The organism is Streptomyces sp. NPDC050433, assembly GCF_044458565.1.
In the GTDB taxonomy this organism is placed as follows: Bacteria; Actinomycetota; Actinomycetes; order Streptomycetales; family Streptomycetaceae; genus Streptomyces.
In genome coordinates, this window is the sequence record NZ_JBITIB010000001.1 from 236,047 (window position 1) to 257,261 (window position 21,215).

20 protein-coding genes are annotated in these 21,215 nt (G+C 69.8%); 7 read left to right on the plus strand and 13 right to left on the minus strand.

Annotation, left to right across the window (positions count from 1 at the left end; translation table 11 throughout):
* Nucleotides 1-163: 163 nt before the first annotated feature.
* On the plus strand, nucleotides 164-1,162 hold the full coding sequence (locus tag ACIBLA_RS01145; RefSeq protein ID WP_399197460.1) for a YihY/virulence factor BrkB family protein: 999 nt from the start codon (nucleotides 164-166) through the stop codon (nucleotides 1,160-1,162).
* Here ACIBLA_RS01145 and ACIBLA_RS01150 read toward each other — a convergent pair.
* Nucleotides 1,140-2,429, minus strand: a complete 1,290-nt coding sequence (locus ACIBLA_RS01150; RefSeq protein ID WP_363243647.1) for a D-alanyl-D-alanine carboxypeptidase — start codon at nucleotides 2,427-2,429, stop codon at nucleotides 1,140-1,142. The genes ACIBLA_RS01145 and ACIBLA_RS01150 overlap by 23 nt on opposite strands.
* A gap of 163 nt (nucleotides 2,430-2,592) precedes the next feature.
* Here ACIBLA_RS01150 and ACIBLA_RS01155 point away from each other — a divergent pair, with 163 nt between their 5' ends.
* Both ACIBLA_RS01155 and ACIBLA_RS01160 read left to right on the plus strand, forming a co-directional pair.
* Nucleotides 2,593-2,883, plus strand: coding sequence for an SCO4848 family membrane protein (locus ACIBLA_RS01155; protein WP_399197461.1), 291 nt, complete (start codon nucleotides 2,593-2,595; stop codon nucleotides 2,881-2,883).
* 17 nt (nucleotides 2,884-2,900) lie between these two features.
* Nucleotides 2,901-4,172, plus strand: coding sequence for a metallophosphoesterase (locus ACIBLA_RS01160; protein ID WP_399197462.1), 1,272 nt, complete (start codon nucleotides 2,901-2,903; stop codon nucleotides 4,170-4,172).
* Between the two features lie 72 nt (nucleotides 4,173-4,244).
* On the opposite strand, the gene ACIBLA_RS01165 is transcribed toward ACIBLA_RS01160, so the two are convergent.
* Entirely contained in the window at nucleotides 4,245-4,346 is a 102-nt protein-coding gene (locus ACIBLA_RS01165) for a hypothetical protein (RefSeq protein ID WP_399197463.1), read from the minus strand.
* On the opposite strand from ACIBLA_RS01165, the gene ACIBLA_RS01170 reads away from it, so the two are divergent.
* A complete protein-coding gene (locus ACIBLA_RS01170; protein ID WP_399197464.1) occupies nucleotides 4,314-4,685 on the plus strand; it encodes a carboxypeptidase-like regulatory domain-containing protein in 372 nt (123 codons plus the stop codon). The two genes, ACIBLA_RS01165 and ACIBLA_RS01170, sit on opposite strands and share 33 nt — an antisense overlap.
* On the opposite strand, the gene ACIBLA_RS01175 is transcribed toward ACIBLA_RS01170, so the two are convergent.
* On the minus strand, nucleotides 4,603-5,328 hold the full coding sequence (locus ACIBLA_RS01175; protein WP_399197465.1) for a TetR/AcrR family transcriptional regulator: 726 nt from the start codon (nucleotides 5,326-5,328) through the stop codon (nucleotides 4,603-4,605). The two genes, ACIBLA_RS01170 and ACIBLA_RS01175, sit on opposite strands and share 83 nt — an antisense overlap.
* Nucleotides 5,329-5,373: 45 nt before the next feature.
* Between ACIBLA_RS01175 and ACIBLA_RS01180 the strand changes: the two genes are divergently transcribed.
* Nucleotides 5,374-6,102, plus strand: coding sequence for a nucleotidyltransferase domain-containing protein (locus ACIBLA_RS01180; RefSeq protein ID WP_399197466.1), 729 nt, complete (start codon nucleotides 5,374-5,376; stop codon nucleotides 6,100-6,102).
* On the opposite strand, the gene ACIBLA_RS01185 is transcribed toward ACIBLA_RS01180, so the two are convergent.
* From ACIBLA_RS01185 to ACIBLA_RS01210, 6 genes are all read right to left on the minus strand, one after another.
* A complete protein-coding gene (locus tag ACIBLA_RS01185; RefSeq protein WP_363243653.1) occupies nucleotides 6,089-6,619 on the minus strand; it encodes a hypothetical protein in 531 nt (176 codons plus the stop codon). The genes ACIBLA_RS01180 and ACIBLA_RS01185 overlap by 14 nt on opposite strands.
* Before the next feature lie 160 nt (nucleotides 6,620-6,779).
* A complete protein-coding gene (locus ACIBLA_RS01190) occupies nucleotides 6,780-7,559 on the minus strand; it encodes a succinate dehydrogenase iron-sulfur subunit (RefSeq protein ID WP_363243654.1) in 780 nt (259 codons plus the stop codon).
* Nucleotides 7,559-9,313 (minus strand): succinate dehydrogenase flavoprotein subunit, encoded by a 1,755-nt coding sequence (sdhA, locus tag ACIBLA_RS01195; protein WP_363243655.1) that lies wholly within the window; start codon nucleotides 9,311-9,313, stop codon nucleotides 7,559-7,561. The genes ACIBLA_RS01190 and sdhA overlap by 1 nt, the downstream gene beginning before the upstream one ends.
* A gap of 20 nt (nucleotides 9,314-9,333) precedes the next feature.
* Nucleotides 9,334-9,822, minus strand: a complete 489-nt coding sequence (locus tag ACIBLA_RS01200; RefSeq protein WP_363243656.1) for a succinate dehydrogenase hydrophobic membrane anchor subunit — start codon at nucleotides 9,820-9,822, stop codon at nucleotides 9,334-9,336.
* Nucleotides 9,823-9,826: 4 nt separating this feature from the next.
* Nucleotides 9,827-10,207, minus strand: coding sequence for a succinate dehydrogenase, cytochrome b556 subunit (sdhC, locus tag ACIBLA_RS01205; protein ID WP_363243657.1), 381 nt, complete (start codon nucleotides 10,205-10,207; stop codon nucleotides 9,827-9,829).
* Between the two features lie 169 nt (nucleotides 10,208-10,376).
* Nucleotides 10,377-10,982: a 2-oxo-4-hydroxy-4-carboxy-5-ureidoimidazoline decarboxylase gene (locus ACIBLA_RS01210; protein ID WP_399197467.1), complete on the minus strand. Its 606-nt coding sequence runs from the start codon at nucleotides 10,980-10,982 to the stop codon at nucleotides 10,377-10,379.
* Nucleotides 10,983-11,178: 196 nt separating this feature from the next.
* Here ACIBLA_RS01210 and ACIBLA_RS01215 point away from each other — a divergent pair, with 196 nt between their 5' ends.
* A complete protein-coding gene (locus ACIBLA_RS01215; protein WP_399197468.1) occupies nucleotides 11,179-12,795 on the plus strand; it encodes a glycoside hydrolase family 20 protein in 1,617 nt (538 codons plus the stop codon).
* Nucleotides 12,796-12,968: 173 nt separating this feature from the next.
* Nucleotides 12,969-13,586, plus strand: coding sequence for a hypothetical protein (locus ACIBLA_RS01220; protein ID WP_399197469.1), 618 nt, complete (start codon nucleotides 12,969-12,971; stop codon nucleotides 13,584-13,586).
* 123 nt (nucleotides 13,587-13,709) lie between these two features.
* Here ACIBLA_RS01220 and ACIBLA_RS01225 read toward each other — a convergent pair whose 3' ends face one another.
* The 4 genes from ACIBLA_RS01225 to ACIBLA_RS01240 all read right to left on the minus strand — a co-directional run bounded on the left by ACIBLA_RS01225 (nucleotide 13,710) and on the right by ACIBLA_RS01240 (nucleotide 21,155).
* Entirely contained in the window at nucleotides 13,710-15,983 is a 2,274-nt protein-coding gene (locus ACIBLA_RS01225; protein ID WP_399197470.1) for a PQQ-binding-like beta-propeller repeat protein, read from the minus strand.
* Between the two features lie 102 nt (nucleotides 15,984-16,085).
* Complete coding sequence (locus ACIBLA_RS01230; RefSeq protein WP_399197471.1) at nucleotides 16,086-18,206, minus strand: PQQ-binding-like beta-propeller repeat protein; 2,121 nt, start codon at nucleotides 18,204-18,206, stop codon at nucleotides 16,086-16,088.
* 285 nt (nucleotides 18,207-18,491) lie between these two features.
* Nucleotides 18,492-19,925, minus strand: a complete 1,434-nt coding sequence (locus ACIBLA_RS01235) for an MFS transporter (protein ID WP_363243663.1) — start codon at nucleotides 19,923-19,925, stop codon at nucleotides 18,492-18,494.
* A 195-nt stretch (nucleotides 19,926-20,120) separates the two neighbouring features.
* Entirely contained in the window at nucleotides 20,121-21,155 is a 1,035-nt protein-coding gene (locus tag ACIBLA_RS01240) for an NAD(P)-dependent alcohol dehydrogenase (RefSeq protein WP_399197472.1), read from the minus strand.
* Nucleotides 21,156-21,215: the final 60 nt, after the last annotated feature.

The window sequence follows — 21,215 nt, forward strand, 5'->3', positions numbered from 1 at the left end:
CGAGACGGTATCGCCCTAAACGTAATTCTTTGCGCTGTAAGCCTTATTTGCTGCCGTACTCGTATGAATGGGTGGTTCGGTGAGTGTCGGTGAATGATGACGTGCGCATCGCCTTCCGGGGTACCTGACCTTTGGTTCTCCGATCCGAGGGCAGGTCTCCGTCATGGACTGGCTGAAAAAACTCCCCGTCGTCGGCCCCCTCGTGGCCCGGCTGATGCTGACGCACGCCTGGCGCTCCTACGAGACCCTTGACCGGGCCCACTGGACGCGGCTGGCGGCGGCGATCACCTTCATCAGCTTCCTGGCCGTCTTCCCGCTGATCACGGTCGCCGCGGCGATCGGGGCCGCGCTGCTCACCCAGGACCGGCTCGACCGCCTCCAGCGCACCCTCACCGACCAGGTCCCCGGCATCTCCGACCAGCTCGATCTCCACTCGCTGGTCGCCAACGCGACCACCGTGGGACTGGTGGCGGGCGCGGTGCTGCTGTTCATGGGCATCGGCTGGGTCGGCTCGATGCGGGACTGCCTGCGCGCCGTCTGGGGGCTGGACGACGCGGAGGAGGGCAACCCCTTCCTACGGAAGGGCAAGGACGCGATCGTCCTCGTCGGCCTCGGCGCCACCGCTCTCGCCTCGATCGGCGCGTCCGCCCTCGGCTCCACGGCCATCGGCTGGACCGCCGACCGGCTCGGCATCCGGCAGGGCGGCGCCGGCGGTGTGCTGCTCCAGATCGCGGCGATCGTCGTGGCGGCCGTCGCGGGCTTCCTCATCCTGCTGTACGTGCTGACGCTGCTGCCCGGCGTGCAGCCGCCCCGGCGCCGGCTGATCGTCGCCGCGATCATCGGCGCGGTCGGCTTCGAACTGCTCAAGCTCCTGCTCGGCGGCTATGTGAGGGACGTCGCGGGCAAGAGCATGTACGGCGCGTTCGGGGTGCCTGTCGCGCTGCTGCTGTGGATCAACTTCACGGCGAAGCTGTTGCTGTTCTGCGCCGCCTGGACGGCGACGCGGGGGAGGGCGGAGCCGCGGGGGACGGCCGACGAGAACGGGGGCGGCGACACGGCCAGGGACACGGCCAGGGACACGACCGCCGGTGCGACCCGTGCGGGGCGCGGGTCCCCGCCCCCGTCCCCGCCGCCGGTGGCTAACGGCCCGGCAGGCGCTTGACCAGGTCCGGCAGCGGCCACCGGCGGTTCACCAGGAACACGGCCGCCGCCAGCAGCAGCAGCGCGCCGCCCGTGATGGCCACCGCGATCTCCATGCCGCTCGACCCCGACGACGCGGAGTCCTTGTCCCCCAGCGACGCCTGATCCGTCCCGGCGCTGCCGCCCTCGCTCTTGCCGCCCGAGTCCTTCTGCCCGACAGCCTCCTTGTCGGAGTCGCCGACGGATCCGGGCTTCACCAGTTCGCCGACCGGCTTGACCTTCCCCGCGGCGCTGAAGCCCCAGTCCAGCAGTCGGCCCGTTTCCTGATAGACCGCCAGGCTCTCCTCTCCGGACGGGTTCATGACCGTCACCAGCAGGACCTTGCCGTCGCGTTCGGCGACTCCGGTGAAGGTCGACCCGGCGTTGGTGGTGTTGCCGTTCTTGACTCCGGCGATGCCCTTGTACGGCTCCAGGCCCGAGTCCCCGGTCAGCAGCCGGTTGGTGTTCTGGATCTCGAAGGTCTCCCGCTTCGGGGCCTTCTTGCCCTTCTCCGGCTTCTTCTCCTCGCCGGGGAACTGCACCCTGACGGTCGACGAATACTCCCGGAAGTCCTTCTTCTGCAGTCCGGAGCGGGCGATCAGGGTGAGGTCGTACGCGCTGGAGACCTGGCCCTTCTCGTCGTAACCGTCCGGCGAGACGACATGCGTGTCCAGCGCCCTCAGTTCGGTCGCGTGCTTGTTCATGTCGGCGACCGTCTTGTCGATGCCGCCGTTCATCTTGGACAGCACGTGCACGGCGTCGTTGCCGGAGCGCAGGAAGACACCCATCCACAGGTCGTGGACCGTGTACGTGCTCTCCTCCTTCACCCCCACCAGGCTGCTGCCTTCACCGACGCCGGTCAGATCCGCGTTCGTCACCTTGTGGGACTGGGTCTTCGGCAGCACGGGCAGGACCGTGTCGGCGAAGAGCATCTTCAGCGTGGACGCGGGCGGCAGCCGCCAGTGCGCGTTGTGAGAGGCCAGGACCTCGCCGCTCTCGGCGTCCGCGACGATCCAGGACCTGCCGGTCACCTTCTTCGGCAGGACCGGTACTCCTGGGGCGAGATTCACCTGGGTGCCGGGTTTGCCGAGGAGGGAGCCGCCGACCGTCGACATCGCCGCCGGCGGCTTCGGCTGCTTGTCCTCGGAGCTGTCCACCTTGGCGTCGTCCGCCAGGACGGGGGCGGCGGTCAGAACGGGCAGCAACGCGGCGGCGAGGACCGTCAACGCGGTCTTTTTCAATGCGGACACGGTCGAGAACGTACATGGCCTGACGGGGGATCCGAACACCGGCGGGCGGACCCGCCGCTTCCACCGCTGGGACAGACCACTTTCCGGCCATCGGGGCGCTCCGCCGTCCGGGGCGGGCAGCCCCCGGCGAAGCGGCGGCACGGGCTCCGGCGATACTGGATCCATGAAGCTCAGCCGCCCCGTGTCCTGGTTCCTGCTCGCCTTCGGGGTGTGGAGCTGGTTCATCTGGATCACTTTCGTCAAGAACCTGTGGCAGGACGGCAGCGGACTCGCCTTCGACGACGCCGGTGACCCCACGGGGTACTTCTGGGTTCATCTGCTGCTCGCCATCACGTCCTTTCTTCTGGGGACGGGAGTCGGGGCGGTGGGGTTCCGAGGAGTCCGCGCCTTGCGAAGCGAGACGCGGAACGAAGCCGGTGACGAGCACGTAGTACAGAGACAGCGTCAGGGATAAATAAAGGGGATCGGCTCGTGATCGTCGTGGTTGTTCTGGTGGCGCTCGCCGCCGTCGCGCTGGTGGCGGGCGCGCACTACTACATATGGCGGCGCCTGGTCCGCGACACCACCGCGGCGGGGGGTACGGCCCGCAAGGCGGGCACCGCCGTGGTCATCCTGCTGCCGGTCCTGACCTTCGCGGGCGTCTCGGTGGGCCGCGCCGACACACCGTTCGTGCTGAAGCAGGTCCTCGGCTGGCCCGCGTACATGTGGCTGGCGACGCTGCTCTATCTGCTGCTGGCGCTGCTGGTCGGTGAGGCCGTACGGCCGGTGCTGCGCCGGGTGCTCGAACGCCGTGCTGCGGCGGGCGGTACGGAGACGGCACCCGCCGAGGAACCGGCGACTGTCGGCGCGCCCGCCGCCGGGCCGCCCGACGTTCCCGCGACCGCCCCGGCCGCCCCGGCGGCCCCCGCCCCCGATCCCTCCCGGCGGCTCTTCGTCTCCCGCGTCGTCGGAGGCGCCGCTGCCGCCGCCGCGCTGGCCACCGTCGGATACGGCACGTCGAACGTGCTCCGCGGCCCCAGCGTCAAGCGCGTCACGGTGCCCCTCGCGAAGCTGCCGCGCGCCACGCACGGCTACCGGATCGCCGTCGTCAGCGACATCCACCTCGGCCCGCTGCTCGGCCGTGCCCACGCGCAGCGCGTCGTGGACACCATCAACTCCACGAACCCGGATCTTGTCGCCGTCGTCGGCGACATGGTCGACGGAACCGTCGCCGACCTGGGGTCGGCGGCCGAACCGCTGGCCGGACTGAGGTCGCGGCACGGCTCGTACTTCGTCACCGGAAACCACGAGTACTTCGGCGACGCGGGCGAATGGGTCGACCACGTACGTGAGTTGGGCCTGCATCCGCTGGAGAACGCCCGCGTGGAGATCGCCGGGGGGTTCGATCTGGCGGGCGTCAACGACATCGCGGGGGAGGAGGAGGGCCAAGGCCCCGACTTCGCCAAGGCACTCGGCGGGCGCGACCCGGCGAGGGCGTCCGTACTCCTCGCCCACCAGCCGGTCGTCATCCACGACGCGGTGAAGCACGGCATCGACCTCCAGCTGTCGGGCCACACCCACGGCGGCCAGATGTGGCCGGTGAACTACATCGCACAGGCGGCGAACCCGACCCTGGCCGGCCTTGAGCAGTACGGCGACACGGCGCTCTACGTGACGCGCGGGGCGGGCGCGTGGGGCCCACCGGTCCGGGTCGGCGCACCGGCGGACATCACGGTGGTACAACTGGCCTCCCGCCAGGCCTGAGCCACGGGAAGGGGCGAGGGGCGCGCCCACTCGGAGCCGGGCGCGCCCCCGCGCCCGGCCCCTCCTCCCACCTCAGCTCGGCAGCGTGACCGTCACCGTCAAGCCCGCTCCCGGTGCCGTTTTCGCCGTTACCTCGCCGCCGTGGGAGTGGACCACCGCCTGGACGATCGCCATTCCCAACCTTCCGGCGCCACCGTCGTCCACGGCTTCGTCCGTACGGAGGAGGGCGAGCCCGTCGCCGACGCCGTACTGACCCTGGTCTCACCCGCGGGCAAGCAGCTCGACCGGGTCGCGACGCTCGCCGACGGCGCGTACATCCTCAGCGCCCCGTCCGCCGGCTCGTACCTGCTGGCCGTGACGTCCGGCGCGTACGAGCCGTGGACCCGGCACATCGCGGTCGGCGGCGATCCGCTCGTGCACGATCTGGCGCTCAGCCCGTCGTCGTCGGAGCCGTCGGAGCCGTCGGAGGCGACGCAGGTGTCCGAGGCCGCGTCACCATCGCACCCGGCATGAACTCCACCAGCAGATCGTGAAGTTGACGTACGACGGGACGCAGCAGTCGGTAGCGGGAGAGTGCGATCACGCGGGCGACGACCGGTGTCGCACGCACCACGAGCCGGCGGCTGCGCTCGGTGTCCTGCGTCCGGTCGTACACCCAGTACAGGACGAGCCCCATCTGCAACAGCCACAGCAAGTGCGGCAGCTGCTCGGCCAGTTCGGGGTCCATCCGGGCCGACGATCCCGCGAGCACCCGCTCGTGGACGCCGACGGCCGCCTCGCGCGCCGGGCCGGACTCCGGCGAGAAGGGGCTGAGCGGACTGTCCGGGTCGGCGGCGTTCTTGAAGAACTGCGCGGCGAACCGGTGGTAGGGCTCCGCCGTGTCCAACCACGCCAGCAGGACGCCCCGGAGACGGGCCGTCAGATCCCGTTCGTCCGCCAGCACGCTCCGGACTGCCGCCCCGTGCTCGGCGGCTATCCGGTCGTAGAAGCCCTGGACGAGATGTTCTTTGGAGGAGAAGTAGTAATACGCGTTTCCGACGGAGACCCCGGCCTCCTTGGCGATGGCCCGCATGGTCGTCCGGTCGTAGCCGTTCTCCTGGAAGAGGCGCAGGGCGGTTTCCAGGATCAGGGTGCGGGTCTGCTCGGTCCGGGCCACGCAGTCATGATGCCGTCAACCGCCCCATCGGGAAGAGTCGGGCTCATGATGCGTGCGGAGGATGTGCTGGCCGTCCTGGACCTGCTCGACCGGGCCGGGATCGAGATCTGGCTCGACGGCGGCTGGGGCGTCGACGCCCTCCTGTGCGAGCAGACCCGGCCCCATGAGGACCTGGACGTCGTCGTACGCGCGGAGAGCCTGGCCGCGTACGGGCGGACGATGCGCGACCACGGCTTCCGGCTGCTGCGCGACGACGGGCCGTACAACCATGTTCTGGTGGACGACGGCGGCCGGCTGGTCGACGTCCACGCGGTGGACCTGGCCGGCGCCACCCGTACGGACGAGCGGGGCGTCGCGGTGTACGGCCCCGGCGGTCTGCCCTATCCGGTGGGCTCGCTGGCCGGCAGCGGACGGGTCCGGGGCCGGCGGGTCGGCTGCGGCACGGCGGAGTTCCAGGTCGCCTCGCACACCGGATACGCGATCGACGAGGACGACGAACGCGACGTCCTGGCCCTGCACGGGCGCTTCGGCGTACCGCTGGCCGGCCGGGTGCGCGCGTGGCACGAGGAGGACGGGTGGGGCGTGCTGGACGCCGACAACCTCCGGGAGGACGTGTGGGCGCACTTCTCGGCCGTCGCCGGTGCGGAGTACGTCGAACCGCGGGTGGGCCAGGCCGTCACGTTCTCCGTCGAGGAGGCGGAGCGGGACGGATACCGCCGACGCGCGGTGACGGTCTGGCCCGACGCCCCGGCCTCCCCGGTCACATGCTGCTGAGCGAACGGGCGTAACTGACCTGCCCCATGACCATGTTGAAGGTGTCCGGGCTGGTGGCCGGGATCATGGTCGAGTGGTGCTTGCCGCCGCTGGTCACCATCACCTGGATGAAGCCGGTGGTCTTCTTCTCCTTCATCAGGAGGAAGAGCAGACCCAGCAGACAGAAGATGAAGAAGATGACCGCCAGGACGATGGCGTGCGCCGGGATCTTCTCCTCCGTGCGCGACATGTCCGTCGCGTTCCACACCGCGCCCTGGAGCGGCAGCGTGCCGGACGGTGTCACGATCCCGTGGTTCATGACGGTGATGTCCCCGATCGACACCAGCGGCGTGCCACCGCCGGAGGCCGCGGGAACGGGCATGCCGGCCGCCTGCGTCGGCTCGTAGCCCGGACTGCCCGCACCGGGATAGCCGTATCCCGGCGCCGGGTTCGGATACCCGTAGCCCGGCTGGGTGGGGCCCCATCCGTAGGCCCCGTCACCGCTGTCCGGATTCGGGTTCGGATTCGCCTGGCTCATGTCTCCCCGCTTCCCCTGCTGCTTTTTTGGTCTCAATGAATCCTGGCACAGAAAGGGCCCGCACCGTACGGGCCGTTACGGCTTTGTACGGAACGGGCCCTCACCGGGCCGGTGAGCGCCGGGCACTCGCAAGCGACGGGCACTCGCAAGCGACGGACGCTCAGAAGCGCCGCGTGATCAGCGCGCGCTTGACTTCCTGGATGGCCTTGGTGACCTCGATCCCGCGCGGACAGGCGTCCGTGCAGTTGAACGTCGTGCGGCAACGCCACACACCGTCCTTGTCGTTGAGGATCTCCAGGCGCTGCTCGCCCGCCTCGTCACGCGAGTCGAAGATGAACCGGTGCGCGTTGACGATCGCCGCCGGGCCGAAGTACTGCCCGTCGTTCCAGAACACCGGGCACGACGACGTGCACGCCGCGCACAGGATGCACTTCGTGGTGTCGTCGAACCGCTCGCGGTCCTCCGCCGACTGAAGCCGCTCACGCGTCGGTTCGTTCCCGGTGGTGACCAGGAAGGGCATCACGTCGCGGAACGCCTGGAAGAACGGCTCCATGTCGACGACCAGGTCCTTGAGGACCGTCAGCCCCTTTATGGGCTCGACCGTGATCGGCTTCGGGGCACCCGTCTTCTTGTCGAACGACGTGATGTCCTTGATCAGCGTCTTGCACGCGAGCCGGTTGGTGCCGTTGATCCGCATCGCGTCCGAGCCGCAGATCCCGTGCGCGCACGAGCGCCGGAAGGTCAGCGAGCCGTCGACGTCCCACTTGATCTTGTGCAGGGCGTCGAGCACCCGCTCCTTCGGGTCGATCTCGATCGCGAAGTCCTCCCAGCGGGACTCGTCGGAGATCTCCGGGTTGAAGCGGCGGATCCGCATCGTGACCGTGATGTACGGCGAGGCCACCGAATCGGCCTCGACCTTGTCCAGTACGGGAGTTGCCATCAGTACTTACGCTCCATCGGCTGGTAGCGGGTCTGGACGACCGGCTTGTAGTCGAGACGGATGGACTCCGTGCCGTCGTCGCCGACCTCGCGGTACGCCATGGTGTGGCGCATGAAGTTCACGTCGTCCCGGTTGGGGAAGTCCTCGCGGTAGTGACCGCCGCGCGACTCCTTGCGGGCGAGCGCCGACACGGCCATCACCTCGGCCAGGTCGAGCAGGTTGCCCAGCTCGACGGCCTCCAGCAGATCCGTGTTGAAGCGGCGCCCCTTGTCCTGGATGGACACACGCAGATAGCGGTCGCGCAGCTCGCCGATCTTCTCGACGGCCGTCTTGATCGTCTGCTCGGTACGGAACACCATGACGTTCGCGTCCATGGTCTCCTGGAGCTCGCGGCGGATGACCGCCACCCGCTCGTCGCCCGTCGAGGCCCGCAGCCGCTCGACCTGTGCCTGGACCAGCTCGGCCGGGTTGTCCGGCAGGTCGACATGGTCGTGCTTGGCCGCGTACTCGGCGGCGGCGATCCCGGAGCGCCTGCCGAAGACGTTGATGTCCAGCAGCGAGTTGGTGCCCAGCCGGTTGGCGCCGTGCACCGACACGCACGCGACCTCGCCGGCCGCGTACAGACCGGGCACGACGGTCGTGTTGTCGCGCAGGACCTCGCCCTGGACGTTGGTCGGGATGCCGCCCATCGCGTAGTGCGCGGTGGGCTGGATCGGGATCGGGTCCGTGTACGGCTCGATGCCCAGATACGTACGCGCGAACTCGGTGATGTCCGGGAGCTTGGCGTCCAGCTGCTCCGGCGGCAGGTGCGTCAGGTCGAGATAGACGTGGTCGCCCTCGGGACCGCAGCCGCGGCCCTCGCGGATCTCGGTGTAGATCGACCGTGAGACGACGTCACGCGAGGCGAGGTCCTTCATGACGGGCGCGTACTTCTCCATGAAGCGCTCGCCGTCCTTGTTACGGAGGATGCCGCCCTCACCGCGGGCGCCCTCCGTAAGGAGGATGCCCATGCGCCAGATGCCCGTGGGGTGGAACTGGAAGAACTCCATGTCCTCCAGCGGCAGTCCGCGCCGGTAGCAGGCCGCCTGACCGTCACCGGTGAGCGTGTGCGCGTTGGACGTGACCTTGAAGAACTTGCCGGTGCCGCCGGACGCGTAGATGACCGACTTGGCCTGGAAGACATGGATCTCGCCGGTCGCCAGCTCGTACGCGACCACGCCCGCCGACGTCTTGACGCCGTCGATGTCCACGATCAACTGGTCCAGGACGTAGAACTCGTTGAAGAACTCCACGCCCTCCTTGACGCAGTTCTGGTAGAGCGTCTGGAGGATCATGTGGCCGGTGCGGTCCGCCGCGTAGCAGGACCGGCGGACCGGGGCCTCGCCGTGGTTACGGGAGTGGCCGCCGAACCGGCGCTGGTCGATGGTGCCGTTCGGCGTCCTGTTGAACGGCAGACCCATCTTCTCCAGGTCCAGGACGGCGTCGATGGCCTCCTTCGCCAGGATCTCGGCGGCGTCCTGGTCGACCAGGTAGTCGCCGCCCTTGATCGTGTCGAAGGTGTGCCACTCCCAGTTGTCCTCCTCCACGTTGGCGAGCGCGGCGGCCATGCCGCCCTGCGCGGCGCCCGTGTGGGACCTGGTGGGATACAGCTTCGTCAGCACGGCGGTACGGCTGCGCTTGGTCGACTCGATGGCCGCGCGCATACCGGCACCACCGGCGCCGACGATGACGGTGTCGTACTTATGGATCTTCATTGCTCTCGTCAGCCCCGGCTTCAGCGGATGTTCGGGTCGAAGGTGAAGATCACCAGCGTGCCCAGGAGGATGGTGAACACCGTCGCGGTGTACAGCAGGCCCTTGAGCCACAGGCGCGTGTTGGCACGCTCCGCGTAGTCGTTGATGATCGTGCGCATGCCGTTGGCGCCGTGCAGCATCGCCAGCCACAGCATCAGCAGATCCCAGGCCTGCCACCACGGGGACGCCCAGCGGCCAGCCACGAAGGCGAAGCCGATCTTGCTGACGCCGCCGTCCAGCACCAGCTGGATGAGCAGATGGCCGATGACCAGGACGACGAGGACGACGCCGGACAGGCGCATGAACAGCCAGGCGGCCATCTCGAAGTTGCCGCGTGTCGCCTTGGGAGTCTTCGCGGTGCGCTTGCGCGGCGGCTCGATGAGCGGGGCCGGGTTGTCGGCGTCGAAGACGGTCACGCTCTCGACGGGACTGATCGCGGTGGAACCGGTCGCGGTGGTGTCTGCGGACATCGGGTCAGCTCCCCCAGAGTTCGCGTGCGGCGTGGCCGAGCACGGGGTAGATGGCGCCCAGCATCAGGACGAGCCAGACACCCACGACGCTCCACAGCATCTGCTTCTGGTAGCGGGCGCCCTTGGACCAGAAGTCCACGGCGATCACACGCAGTCCGTTGAGCGCGTGGAAGAGGACGGCGGCCACGAGGCCGTACTCCATGACTCCGACGAGGGGCGTCTTGTAGGTGGCCACGACGTCGTCGTAGGCCTCGGGGGAGACGCGGACGAGTGCGGTGTCCAGCACATGGACGAACAGGAAGAAGAAGATGGTGACGCCGGTGACTCGATGAGCCACCCATGACCACATTCCTTCCCGGCCGCGATACAGCGTTCCAGCCGGCACGGAAAAGCCCTCCGGGAGCGGTGATAGGGGCCGGCCGCCATCTTCTACTCGAAGAAGCACAGTGGTGTCGGTCGCGCCCGGCCGGGTACGGTCCACCGGCCCTGGCCATCGTAGCGACGCTTTGTCGGCTCGATTGCGCCGGGGGCCATCGGGGTGATCAAACAGACGGTCAAACAGCCACGGACGGGCTATCCGGACGGCCGAAGTCGCTGGATTCCTGCGAAACGCGGGGTACGGGCGGTTCCGCTTTGCGGCTCGCTCGGCCTGTCGGTTGGCCGCCCGCGGGGTGGCCGACCAGGCGCGCGACCCGTGAGCGGGCCAGCCGGCGCAGCTCGTCGGCGGCGACGGCGCGCTCGTCGTCGGGGTCGTGGGCGAGCCTCTCGCGGATGCCGGTCAGCACCTGGTCGAGCCGCTCCTCGGGCCGGCAGCGGTCGAGGCTGATGACGAACGCGTGGCCGAAACTGCTCTCGTACGCGGCATGCGCGGCCCGCAACGCGGTCCGGGCGGCGGGCGGCGCCCCGTGCTGCGGGTCGGCGGACGCCTCGCCGGCGAGCGCTTCGGAGAGGTCGGCCGCGGACAGGTCGTAGCTCGCCTCGTCGGCGGCGGCGAGGAGCGCGTCGACCGTCGGGTACGGGCGGTGGTCGGTGAGCCGGCGGGCCCAGCGGCGGTTCGCGCAGCAGGCCAGCAGCTGGTGCTCGACGGTGTCTGCCGGTGCGGTGTTGAAGCGCGTCAGACCGGCGTGGGAATCGCTGGACAGCGTGGGCTCCTCGGACACAGCGCCAGTAGTGGCAGAAGTGAAGGCAGATATGGGCGAGACGGATGTTTCGTAACGCTATCGAGGGCCGGTGTCCGATGCCCGACAGATGCGCGAATTTCACCCGGACGTGACGCCCCCGGCTCGCGCGATGGGCGGGGACATGGGACGTTCGCCCTACTTCCTTCCTCTTTCTCCACGCAAGGGATGATCACGGATGAGGTGGAACTCCCCAGGGACTCTGGTGGGCGGCGCCGCTGTCGTGGCCGCCGCCGTCACCCTCACGGTGGTGGCCTGGCCCGACGAGGGCCCGCCCGACCGCGGCACACGGTCCGGAACGTCCGAGGCGTCGTCGGCACGGTCCGACACCCGACCGGCCGCACCCACGCCTTCGGACAGTGCCGGGCTCTCCCAGGCGCCGCGCACCGTTCCCTCCGTACGGCAGTTCGACGCTGCGGGCGGTCCCGGCTGGCGTCCGTCCGGCGGCAGCGCCGTCGTCCTCGCGAAGAACTGCGGGGAACTGGCCGACGAGGGGAAGCTCCTCGCCCAGGAGTTGAAGATCGGCTACCGGGGTGAGACCGGAGCGAAGGCCGGTGACGTCGAGCTGGCCCTGGAGTCGGGCAAGCGGGCGGGCCCGGAGTCGTACACGCTCACCGCGAGCGACGGGCGCGTCCGGATCGCCGGACCCGACGAGGCCGGGGTCTTCTACGGCACGCGCACGCTCAAGCAGTCGGTGCGCGCGGACGGGGCGATACCCGAGGGCGTCGTACGGGATCAGCCCGACCGCCCGCAGCGCGGACTCAATCTGGACATCGCGCGCAAGCATTACACCGCCGGCTGGATAGAGGACCGGCTGCGCGAGATGGCCGACCTCAAACTCAACCAGCTGGGCCTGCACTTCTCCGACGACCAGGGCTTCCGCATCGAGTCGGACACCCATCCCGAGGTCGTCTCCCAGCAGCACCTCACCAAGGCCGAGGTCCGGGGGATCATCTCCCTCGCCGGCCGGCTGCACATCCAGATCGTCCCCGAGATCGACTCACCGGGACATCTGGGCGCCGTGATGGCGCCCCACCCCGACCTCCAGCTCCGGAACGTGAACGGGGCTCCCGTCCGCGGGGCCATCGACATCTCGAAGCCCGCCGCCGCGAAGATCGTGGACGAACTGCTCCGCGAGTACGACACGTTGTTCCCCGGCCCGTACTGGCACATCGGTGCCGACGAGTACCAGGCGCTGGTGGTCAGCGACCCGCAGGCGTCGTTCCCGCAACTGGCCGCCGCCGCACGGAAGAAGTACGGCGCCGACGCCAAGGTCCAGGATCTCGCGACCGGTTGGATGAACGACCGCGCGGCCGTCGTCCGCCCCAAGAAGAAGGCCATCTCCGCCTGGAACGACGGCTTCTTCGCCGGCGGTGTCGTCAAGGCCGACCAGAACCTCCAGGTCGACTACTGGACCGGCAAGGAGACCGGCGCGCGTCCGCCGCTGGACTATCTGCGCGAGGGCCGGCCGGTGGTGAACCTCAACGACGAGTTCCTGTACTACGTGCTCGGCCAGCCGAACGACTTCGTCTACCCGACCGGCCAGCGGATCTACGAGCAGTGGACCCCGTTCGTGCTGCGCGGCACGAAGCCGGTGCCGCAGAAGTACTCGAAGCAGATCCTCGGCGCACGGTTCGCGGTGTGGGGCGACATCGCGAACGCCCAGACCCCGGCCCAGGTGGCGGACGGGATCCGGCTGCCGCTGGCCGCGCTTTCGCAGAAGGTATGGAACCCGGTCAAACCAGATCTCACCTGGCCCCAGTTCAGGGCACTGGCGAACAAGGTGACCGGTTAGCCGCCCCCTCAATCGCCGGGCGGGCTGGTTTTGACCTGTCCGGCGATTAAGAACATATCGGGTTGTGGGTGGTCTCTCCTCCCATACCGCACCAGCTTTCTGAGCCACAAGTGACGTTTTCCAGCCGCCAGGCGCTTTAATGAGCAGTATTCTGCCCGCGACGGGAGACGCGAATGAGCCTGCTGGAACTGATCGTTCGGGCGGATGAACGGGGCCTCGCCGCGAGCGGCGTCGCCTGCCTCGACCGCTGCGTACCCCTGCTCGCCGACGAGGGCGAGGTGCTGCGCCCGCTCTGGTCGGGCCTCGCCGACGGCGAACAGACCTGGGCCTCGCGGCTCGCGGCGGCCAGGGAGGCCATGGAGTCGGCGGTCATCACCGACGAAACGGCCACCCTCGTACGGAAGATGCTCGCCGCCGCACCGTCCGACTGGGCGGCGGAGCCACTGCGCGCCTGGTCCGACAGCTGCTCGGTCGTGGCGCTGGAGATCCACCAGCAGTTCGACGTGGTCGGAGACAGGCCCATCGACACACCCGACTCGGGCGGCCCGTACGGCGCCTGGGTGGAACGCTGCCGCGCGGGGGCGGCCGGCGACGCCGAGGCGAACCCCGGCATCGGCCCGTTCGTCGCCGGCCCCCTGGTCTCCGGCGAACTGCGCCGCCAGATCCAGATCCTCCAGATCCTCTCCGACACGGCGGGCACGGCGGGCCTGCGCCAGGCACTGGACGTCTCGACCGAGGGTCGGCGGGTACTGCGAGCGGTCGTCTCACGACGGGCCAGGGCGCAGGGCTGAACGCGCGGGGCGTTTCTGGCAAGTCTGGCGGGCGCTCCAGCCGACCCCGTCTTCCGTCCCGCACTTCGGGACGGGTGGGAGGCCCAGTGGTTGTCGCCCAACGGTCACGGCGAACAGGGGCGTTCAGCCGTCGGTCAGAGAGATCCTCCCCGCGTGCAGGCGGCCGTCCCCGCCGTCGAAGTAGGCGCGGTCACCGGAGACGGTAAGGCTCGGGTCCGTGTCGTCGGCAAGTCGGGCCTCTCCCAGGGACTTGCCGGTGCGGGGGTCCAGAGCGTGCAGGGAACCTTTGGTGTCGCTGAAGTGGAGCGCGCCGCCGGTGAGGAAGACCGGCGAGGCCGAGTACGTCGTGTCGTAGGTCCACAGCCGTTCGCCGGAGTCGGCATCGAAGGCGTACGCGCGGCCGGGGCCGTCGTTGGTGCTGGACCAGCGGTTCTTGATGCTGGCGTGGACGACGCCGTCGGCGACGAGGGGCGGGTTGGTCCATTCCTCGTCGTCGGACTTCGTTCGGTACCTCCAGCGCAGTTTGCCCGTGGTGGTGGTCGCGGCGTAAAAGGCGCCCTTCTCCGTGCCGAAGTAGACGGTGCTGCCGTCGACCGTGATCGAGGACACCTTGCCCCAGATGTCATCGGCGGTCTTGATCCGCCACCGTGGGGCGCCGGTGTCCGCGTCCAGGGCGTAGAAGTAGGACTTGTAGTCCTGTCCCAGACCGCAGTAGACCACGCCGTCCGCCACGGTCAGCGCCTGCGTCAGGCCGCGGCCGACAGAGCGGTGCCACCGCCCTTCGCCGGTCTCGGCGTCCAGCGCGTGCAGGACCGCTTCCGACCGGAAGTACATGCTGACCACGTAGGCGGTTCCCTTGGAGACGGCGACGGGCGAGAAGGCGACGAAGCCTGCCTTCGCCCGCTCACGGCCGATCCCGAAACTCCACCGCTTCTTCCCGGTGCCTATGTCAACCGAGTGCAGCGCGCCCGAATCCGCGGTGGACACGTAGACCGCCCTGTCGACAACGAGGGGGTGCCGTGCTCCATCAGAGAGATCCACTGAATTCCGCGCCCCTTTCAACTCGTCGTAACTCCACACCAGGGCACCGCTGTCGGCGTCGAGGGCGCGCAGACTGCCGTCGTGGTCGGCGAAGTAGACCTTCCCTTCGGACGCCACTGGTGGGTCGACGGGGTCCTTCTCGTAGGACCACAACTCTTCGAAGGCCAACTTCCGTGCCGGAGCGTCGGGTTTGTCGTCCTGGGCGTCGCTCCGGCCGCTGTCGGCCAGGCCGTCGCGCACAAGCAGCGTGACCGCGGGGACCACCAGGGTCGCGGCGCCGGCGAGGCCGATCAGGGCGTGGCGCCGGGAGAAGCCCCGCAGTTGGGGTGGTGTGGGAAGGCCGGCGCCCGGTGCGACCCCGAGTGCCTTGGTGGCAACGGCGGTCGGGGGCACGGCACCAGCCGTGGTCCGCTCGGATGCGGCGGCTACGGTGGCGGGCTGGGCCGTGTCCGGCAGCGGTGTGTTCTGGATGCGGGTGATCTCGGTGGCCACCGGTGCGGGCAGCCAGCCGTCCCCGGTGAACCCGCCCGCGGTGCGGCCGGCCTCCGAGAACTGGCCCAGCTCTTCGATCAGTTCCGGTACTGACGGGCGATGCCTGGCCTCCTTGGCGAGGCAGCGGGCCACCACCGTCGCGAGTCGGGCCGGCACGCGGCGGAGGTCGGGTTCCTCGTGGACGACCCGGTAGTTCACCCCGTGCGCGGAGCCTCCCGCAAAGGGCCTGGTCCCGGTCGCCGTGTACGCCAGGACCGCGCCGAGGGCGAACACGTCGCCGGCGGGGCCGACGTCCTCGCCGACGAGCTGCTCCGGCGGCATGTAGCCGGGGGTGCCGAGGGTGGTACCGGTCAGGGTGAGTCTGGTGTCCTCGGCGGCCACCGAGATCCCGAAGTCGATCACTCTGGGGCCGTCGTCGGCGAGCAGCACGTTCGAGGGTTTCAGGTCGCGGTGCACCACCTCGGCTCTGTGGATGCCCTCCAGCGCCTCGGCCAGTGCGGTGCCCAGCTCCAGTACGGGTTTCTCCGGCCAGGGGCCATGTGTGGTGACCGCTTCGGTCAGGGAGAGGCCGGGCACGTAGGCGGTGGCCAGCCACGGAGGGTCGGCCTCCGGGGCGGCGTCGAGAACGGCGGCGGTGAAGAAGCCCGTGACGCGCCGGGCGGCTCTGACCTCTCGGACGAACCGCCGCCGGAACGTGGGGTCTTCCGCCAGCTCTTCCCGGACGATTTTCACCGCGACCGTCCGGCCGCCGGGCGACCGGGCCAGGTACACCCGGCCCATGCCGCCCGAGCCGAGCCGGCCCACGATCCGATACGGCCCGGCCTGGCCGGGGTCCTCAGCTTCCAGAGGTGCGTACCCCGCCACCCGTCGCTCCCCTCACTGCCCCGTGCCCGGCACGGTCCGGCCAGTCCAACTACCTTGGCACGCCCACGATTACACGTCGGCCTCGTGCCCGCGTGCTCCGCCCTAAGCCACCACTGACACGGCGCGCAGCCGGTCGCCGTCCTCGAAGTAGAAGGTGCCGTCGACGATGTGCGGGCGCCCATCACCCACGGACATCAGGTCCTCCGTCCACTTCGGACGGCCGGTGCGGGCGTCGAGGGCGTACAGCGTCCCGGTACTGTCGGTGAAGTGGACGGTGCCGGCGGTCACCGACAGTGTGTCGACCTCTTCCGCAGTCGGGCTGTGGCGCCACAGCGGCTCGCCGGTGCCGGCGTCGAAGGCCGACACATAGGCGTTGTTCGCAAAGTAGACGACCTCGCCGGCCACGACCGGGTCGACCGCGCCGTCCGCGATCCGCGGGTCCCACAGCTTGCCGGTGAAGCCGCGCCGCCAGCTCTCCGTGCCGGTCCGGGCGTCGACGGCGTACAGAGTGCCGTCACGGCTGCCGAAATGGACCATCCCGCGCGCCACGACCGGGCGGGTGACCGCGGTGCTGTCGGCCTCGTGAGTCCATCTCTCCTTGCCGGTACCGGTATCCACCGCGTGCAGCACCTGGCCGCCGTGAGCGTAGACCGTGCCGTCGGCAACGACGATGTCTTCCCCGGCGCCGACCTCGTACTTCCACAGTGGCTCGCCGGTGTTGGCGTCCCGCACGAAGAAGAACGTCTGGAAGCGGGCGTACGCGGCATCGCCGACCGTGATCGGCGCCATGTGGAGGGTATAGTCCTTGTCCTTCCAGCGGGTCTCGCCGCTGTCCGGATCCGCGGCGTACAGATAGTCGCCACTGCCGTAGTAGAGCGTTCCGCCGGAGACGGAGGTGATGACCGTACCGCTCCCTGTTGCTCGACGCTGCCACCGCCGTCCGCCGTTCCTGGCGTCCAGGGCCAGCAGGGTGCCTTGGTCGTCGCTGCTCAGATAGACCGCGCTGTTCGCCACCACGTCCAGCGACAGCCCGCCGCTCAGGGAGCGGGACCACAGCTGTTTCAGCTTCGGCGCGCTTCCGGGCTTCTCCGGCTCTTCGGGACGACCGAAGCCGTTCAGGAGCGCTGCCGTGGTGCCGAGGCCGAGGACCGCGGTGGCGGAGAGCCCCGTCAGCAGACGCCGCCGGGTCAGGGAGCGGTTCCGGCCGCCGGAGGCAGCGGATTCGGCGGCGGACTTGTCAACGATCTCCACCTCCGGTGAGGCCGTGACCGGGGAAGGCTCCGAGGCGGCCTCGGGGGTCGCCCCGCCTTCTGCGGCGGGACCGGAGGCCCCCGGCAGCGGGGTGGCTCGGACACGGGCGATCGCGGCGGCGACCGGTCCGGGCAGCCAGTGATCCTCCGTGAGCGGGCCGTCCGGCACATGCCCCAGCTCTTGCAGCAACTCCGGTATCGCGGGCCGCTGTTCCGGGTCCTTCGCCAGACACCGGGCCGTCACCTCGGCCAGCGCGGACGACAGTCCGCCGAGGTCGGGTTCCTCGTGCACGACCCGGTAGTTGACCGCATGCCCCGCGCCGTTCCCGAACGGCCTGGTGCCTGCCGCCGTGTACGCCAGGACCGCTCCCAGGGCGAACACGTCAGCGGCCGGGCCGGCCTTCTCGCCCCGCAGCTGCTCGGGCGGGATGAACCCGGGGGTGCCGATGGCCACGCCCGTCTCCGTGAGCACGGTGTCCTCGGCCGCCAGCGAAATTCCGAAGTCGATCAATCGGGGGCCGTCCGCCGCGAGCAGCACGTTCGACGGTTTGAGGTCGCGGTGCACCACGCCCGCTCGGTGGACGGCTCCGAGCGCCTCGGCCAGTGCGGCCCCCAGCTGTCGCACCGCACGCTCCGGCCAGGCCCCGTGCTCGGCCACCGCGTCCCCCAGGGAAAGCCCGGGGATGTACTCGGTGGCCAGCCATGCCGGGCGGCCCTCCGCGTCGGCGTCGACGACCGCGGCGGTGAAGAACCCGGCCACCTGGCTCGCCGCTGCCACCTCCCGCACGAACCGCTGCCGAAAGCCGGCGTCGTCCGCCAAGGAGGCGCGCACCACCTTCACCGCGACCATGCGCCCGCTCGGCGACCGGGCCAGGTACACGCGACCCATGCCGCCCTGGCCGAGCCGTGCCGCCAGCCGGTATCGGCCGATCTGTTCAGGGTCCCCCGAAGTCAACGGTGCGAACGCCGCCACCGCGCCCCTCCTGCCGTCTCACAAGTAGCCGGATGCATCTTCTCTGTAGAACGGTGGACTTGAGAAGCACGGCCATGGTTCCGGAAACGCGAAACCCGGCGGAAGCGCGAACCCGGCGTCGACCGGTGGGCGCGCATGGTGAGGTGTGAGCACGGTGTTCGTGGCGAACCGCCCGCGGGGCCTGGAAGCCGCATCGGCGGGCGACCGGAGCCCCGGTCGCCCGCCGATGCGACGCGGACCGAGCCGCCGACGGTCGGCTTCCCGGTGGCGCCCGCCGATGGACAGTCAGTCGCGCGCCTTCGCCAGCCCGTCCGCCGGCAGCGGCCATTCCTGCCGGGCGCGTGCCCCGGCCGGGTCAGTGCTGTCCGCCGCCACGTTCAGCTCGCGGTCGAGGGTCTCCGGTGCCATGCGGGTGGCGATGAGGCTGACCGTCGTGACCAGCATCATGTAGACCGCGACCGGTATCCACGAGCCGGAGAAGGCGGTGACCAGCGCGGTGCAGATCAGCGGTGCGACCCCGCCGCCGATCACGGACGAGAACTCGCGGCCCAGAGTGACCCCGGCGTAGCGGTACCGGTTGCCGAACAGCTCCGGGAAGTAACTCATCTGTACGCCAACCGCGCCCTGACAGGCCAGGATGAAGCCGACGGCGATCGCCACCGTGATCGCGATCTTGGACCCGGAGTTCAGCGCGACGAACGTGGGTGCGGGCAGCAGCACCAGCGCGCTGAGGATCAGCGTGTACACCGGCTTGCGGCCGAGGCGGTCCGAGAGGGTGCCGAAGCCGATCGCCGCGATACCGCCGCAGATGGCTCCCAGCAGCAGTACCTCCGGCACGAAGTCCTTGTCGACGCCCACCGTCGTCACGAGATACGAGGCCATGAAGACCTGGTACGTGTACGACTGTGTGCTGATCCCGAAGTTCATGAAGAGCACCAGGAGCATCGGCCTCCGGCCGTTCTTGAAGACCTCCTTCACCGGGGACTTGGGCCGCTCCGCTTGCTGCTTGAGCTCCTGGAAGACCGGGCTCTCGTTCAGCTTGCGCCGGATGATCATGGCGACCACGGTCACGACGAGGCTGCTGCAGAAGACCAGCCGCCAGCCCCAGCTCATCAGGGCCTCGTCGGACAGGCGCTGGGCGAGGATCCAGGCGACGGCGCCGAGCGCTGTGCCCAGCGCCGCACCCGCCATGACCAGGGAGGCCAGCCTTCCTCGCCGCCCTCTGGCCGCTGTCTCGGTGAGGAGAGTGGCGCCTCCCGACTGCTCGGCTCCGGCGCCGAAGCCCTGGCCCATACGGCAGATCAGCAGCAGGATCGGGGCGAGCAGGCCGACCTGTCCGTACGTGGGCAGCAGACCGATCGCGAGCGTGGAACCGCCCATCAGCAGCAGTGTGGCGACCAGCACCCACTTGCGGCCGAGGCGGTCCCCGTAGCGGGAGAAGAAGAGCCCGCCGAGCGGCCGGGCGGCGAAGCCGACCGCGTACGTACTGAAGCTGGCGAGGATGCCGACCGACGGCGAGACGTTGGGGAAGAACAGGTCGCTGAAGATCAGCGCCGAGGCGGTGCCGTAGATGACGAAGTCGTACTGTTCGAGCGAGGTGCCGATGAAACCGGCCCAGGCGGCGCGTCGTACCGCGGCCGGGTCGGCAGTTGGTTCGGCGGACGTGGTCGAGGGCGGTGGGGACTGAGGTGCGGTGCGGGGACTGGTGTTGCTGTCCATGATCCATGCCTCCTTGAACGGATCGGATTCCGGAGCGGTCCGGAAACGATGGAGCAAGCGGGATAAATGGGGCAGGGTTGGGTGGAGCGGGTTACACGTGTCGGGGCTTGTTGGGTTTGTTGGAGCCAGACCGACCGGTGAGTCGGGCCGACCGGCCGGCCTGGCGGATCAAGGGGCGGGCGTACCGCCAGTGGGTCAGGCGGAACTGTCACCGGGGCGGACGACGACCTTGAGCTGCGTCGGGTCGTTCCCCGGGGCCCTCAGGGCTTCGGCCGCCCGGTCGAGCGGGAACCGTCCGGTGAGCACACCCGCGAGGTCCACCCGGCCGTCGGCCGCCATGGCGATGGCGGTGGGGAAGGCGTGCGCGTAGCGGAACGCCGTGGACAGTTCGATCTCCCAGCGCTGGAGATGCGCCAGCGGCAGACCGTCGACACTGGGCGGGGCCTGGCCGACGACGATCGCCCGGCCGGCGGGACGGAGCGTCTTCAGCCCCTGCCAGAGCGCCGCCGGGTGGGCCGAGCACTCCAGCAGCCGGTCGACACCGGTCAGATCCAGCTCCTGGCCGGCCGCGTTGATGACGACGCTCGCGCCGAGCTTGAGTGCCTGGGCCAGTCGCGCGTCATTGACATCGGTGACGATCACCTCGGTCGCACCGGCCGCGCGCGCCACCTGCATGACCAGGATGCCGATCGGGCCGGCCCCGGTGACCAGAACGCGGTCGCCGAACTGCACGCCGGCCCGCCGCACCGCCCACACCGCGACGGCCAGCGGTTCGACCAGAGCGCCGACCTCCAGCGGGACGGTGTCGGGCAGCGGGTGTACGGCGCGACGGGCAGCGACGATGTGCTCGGCGAACGCCCCGTCGGTTGGGGGCGAGCCGAAGCAGGTGCCGACCGGGCAGAGGTTGTAGCGCCCGGAGCGGCAGGTCTCGCAGGTGCCGCAGCCCACGGCCGGCTCCACCGCCACGCGGGTGCCGATCTCCAGTTCCACGCCGGAGCCCTTCGCGCTGATGACCCCCGAGGCCTCATGGCCGAGCACGGTCGGCTGCCGAAGCACGTTCTGACCATTGCTGCCGTTGGCGAAGTAGTGCATGTCCGAGCCGCACACACCGACGGCGTCGACGGTGACGAGCACGTCATCGGGGCCGAGGGGACGAAGCGGGCGGTCTTCGACACGCAGGTCACCCGGGCCGTACAGAACGGCGGCGCGGGTCGAATCGGGAGTGGACACGTTCTCACGTCCTTGCGAGCGGGGCTGGGGGCGAGGGGGAGGGGGCTGTGGGCCTCTTAC

Bases quoted from the DNA above. Each gene is read 5' to 3' on its own strand.
- ACIBLA_RS01145 (WP_399197460.1), top strand. From the start codon at position 164: ATGGACTGGCTGAAAAAACTCCCCGTCGTCGGCCCCCTCGTGGCCCGG.
- ACIBLA_RS01155 (WP_399197461.1), top strand. From the start codon at position 2,593: ATGAAGCTCAGCCGCCCCGTGTCCTGGTTCCTGCTCGCCTTCGGGGTG.
- ACIBLA_RS01165 (WP_399197463.1), bottom strand. From the start codon at position 4,346: ATGGCGATCGTCCAGGCGGTGGTCCACTCCCACGGCGGCGAGGTAACG.
- ACIBLA_RS01180 (WP_399197466.1), top strand. From the start codon at position 5,374: ATGATGCGTGCGGAGGATGTGCTGGCCGTCCTGGACCTGCTCGACCGG.
- ACIBLA_RS01185 (WP_363243653.1), bottom strand. From the start codon at position 6,619: ATGAGCCAGGCGAATCCGAACCCGAATCCGGACAGCGGTGACGGGGCC.
- ACIBLA_RS01190 (WP_363243654.1), bottom strand. From the start codon at position 7,559: ATGGCAACTCCCGTACTGGACAAGGTCGAGGCCGATTCGGTGGCCTCG.
- sdhA (WP_363243655.1), bottom strand. From the start codon at position 9,313: ATGAAGATCCATAAGTACGACACCGTCATCGTCGGCGCCGGTGGTGCC.
- ACIBLA_RS01200 (WP_363243656.1), bottom strand. From the start codon at position 9,822: ATGTCCGCAGACACCACCGCGACCGGTTCCACCGCGATCAGTCCCGTC.
- ACIBLA_RS01215 (WP_399197468.1), top strand. From the start codon at position 11,179: ATGAGGTGGAACTCCCCAGGGACTCTGGTGGGCGGCGCCGCTGTCGTG.
- ACIBLA_RS01220 (WP_399197469.1), top strand. From the start codon at position 12,969: ATGAGCCTGCTGGAACTGATCGTTCGGGCGGATGAACGGGGCCTCGCC.
- ACIBLA_RS01235 (WP_363243663.1), bottom strand. From the start codon at position 19,925: ATGGACAGCAACACCAGTCCCCGCACCGCACCTCAGTCCCCACCGCCC.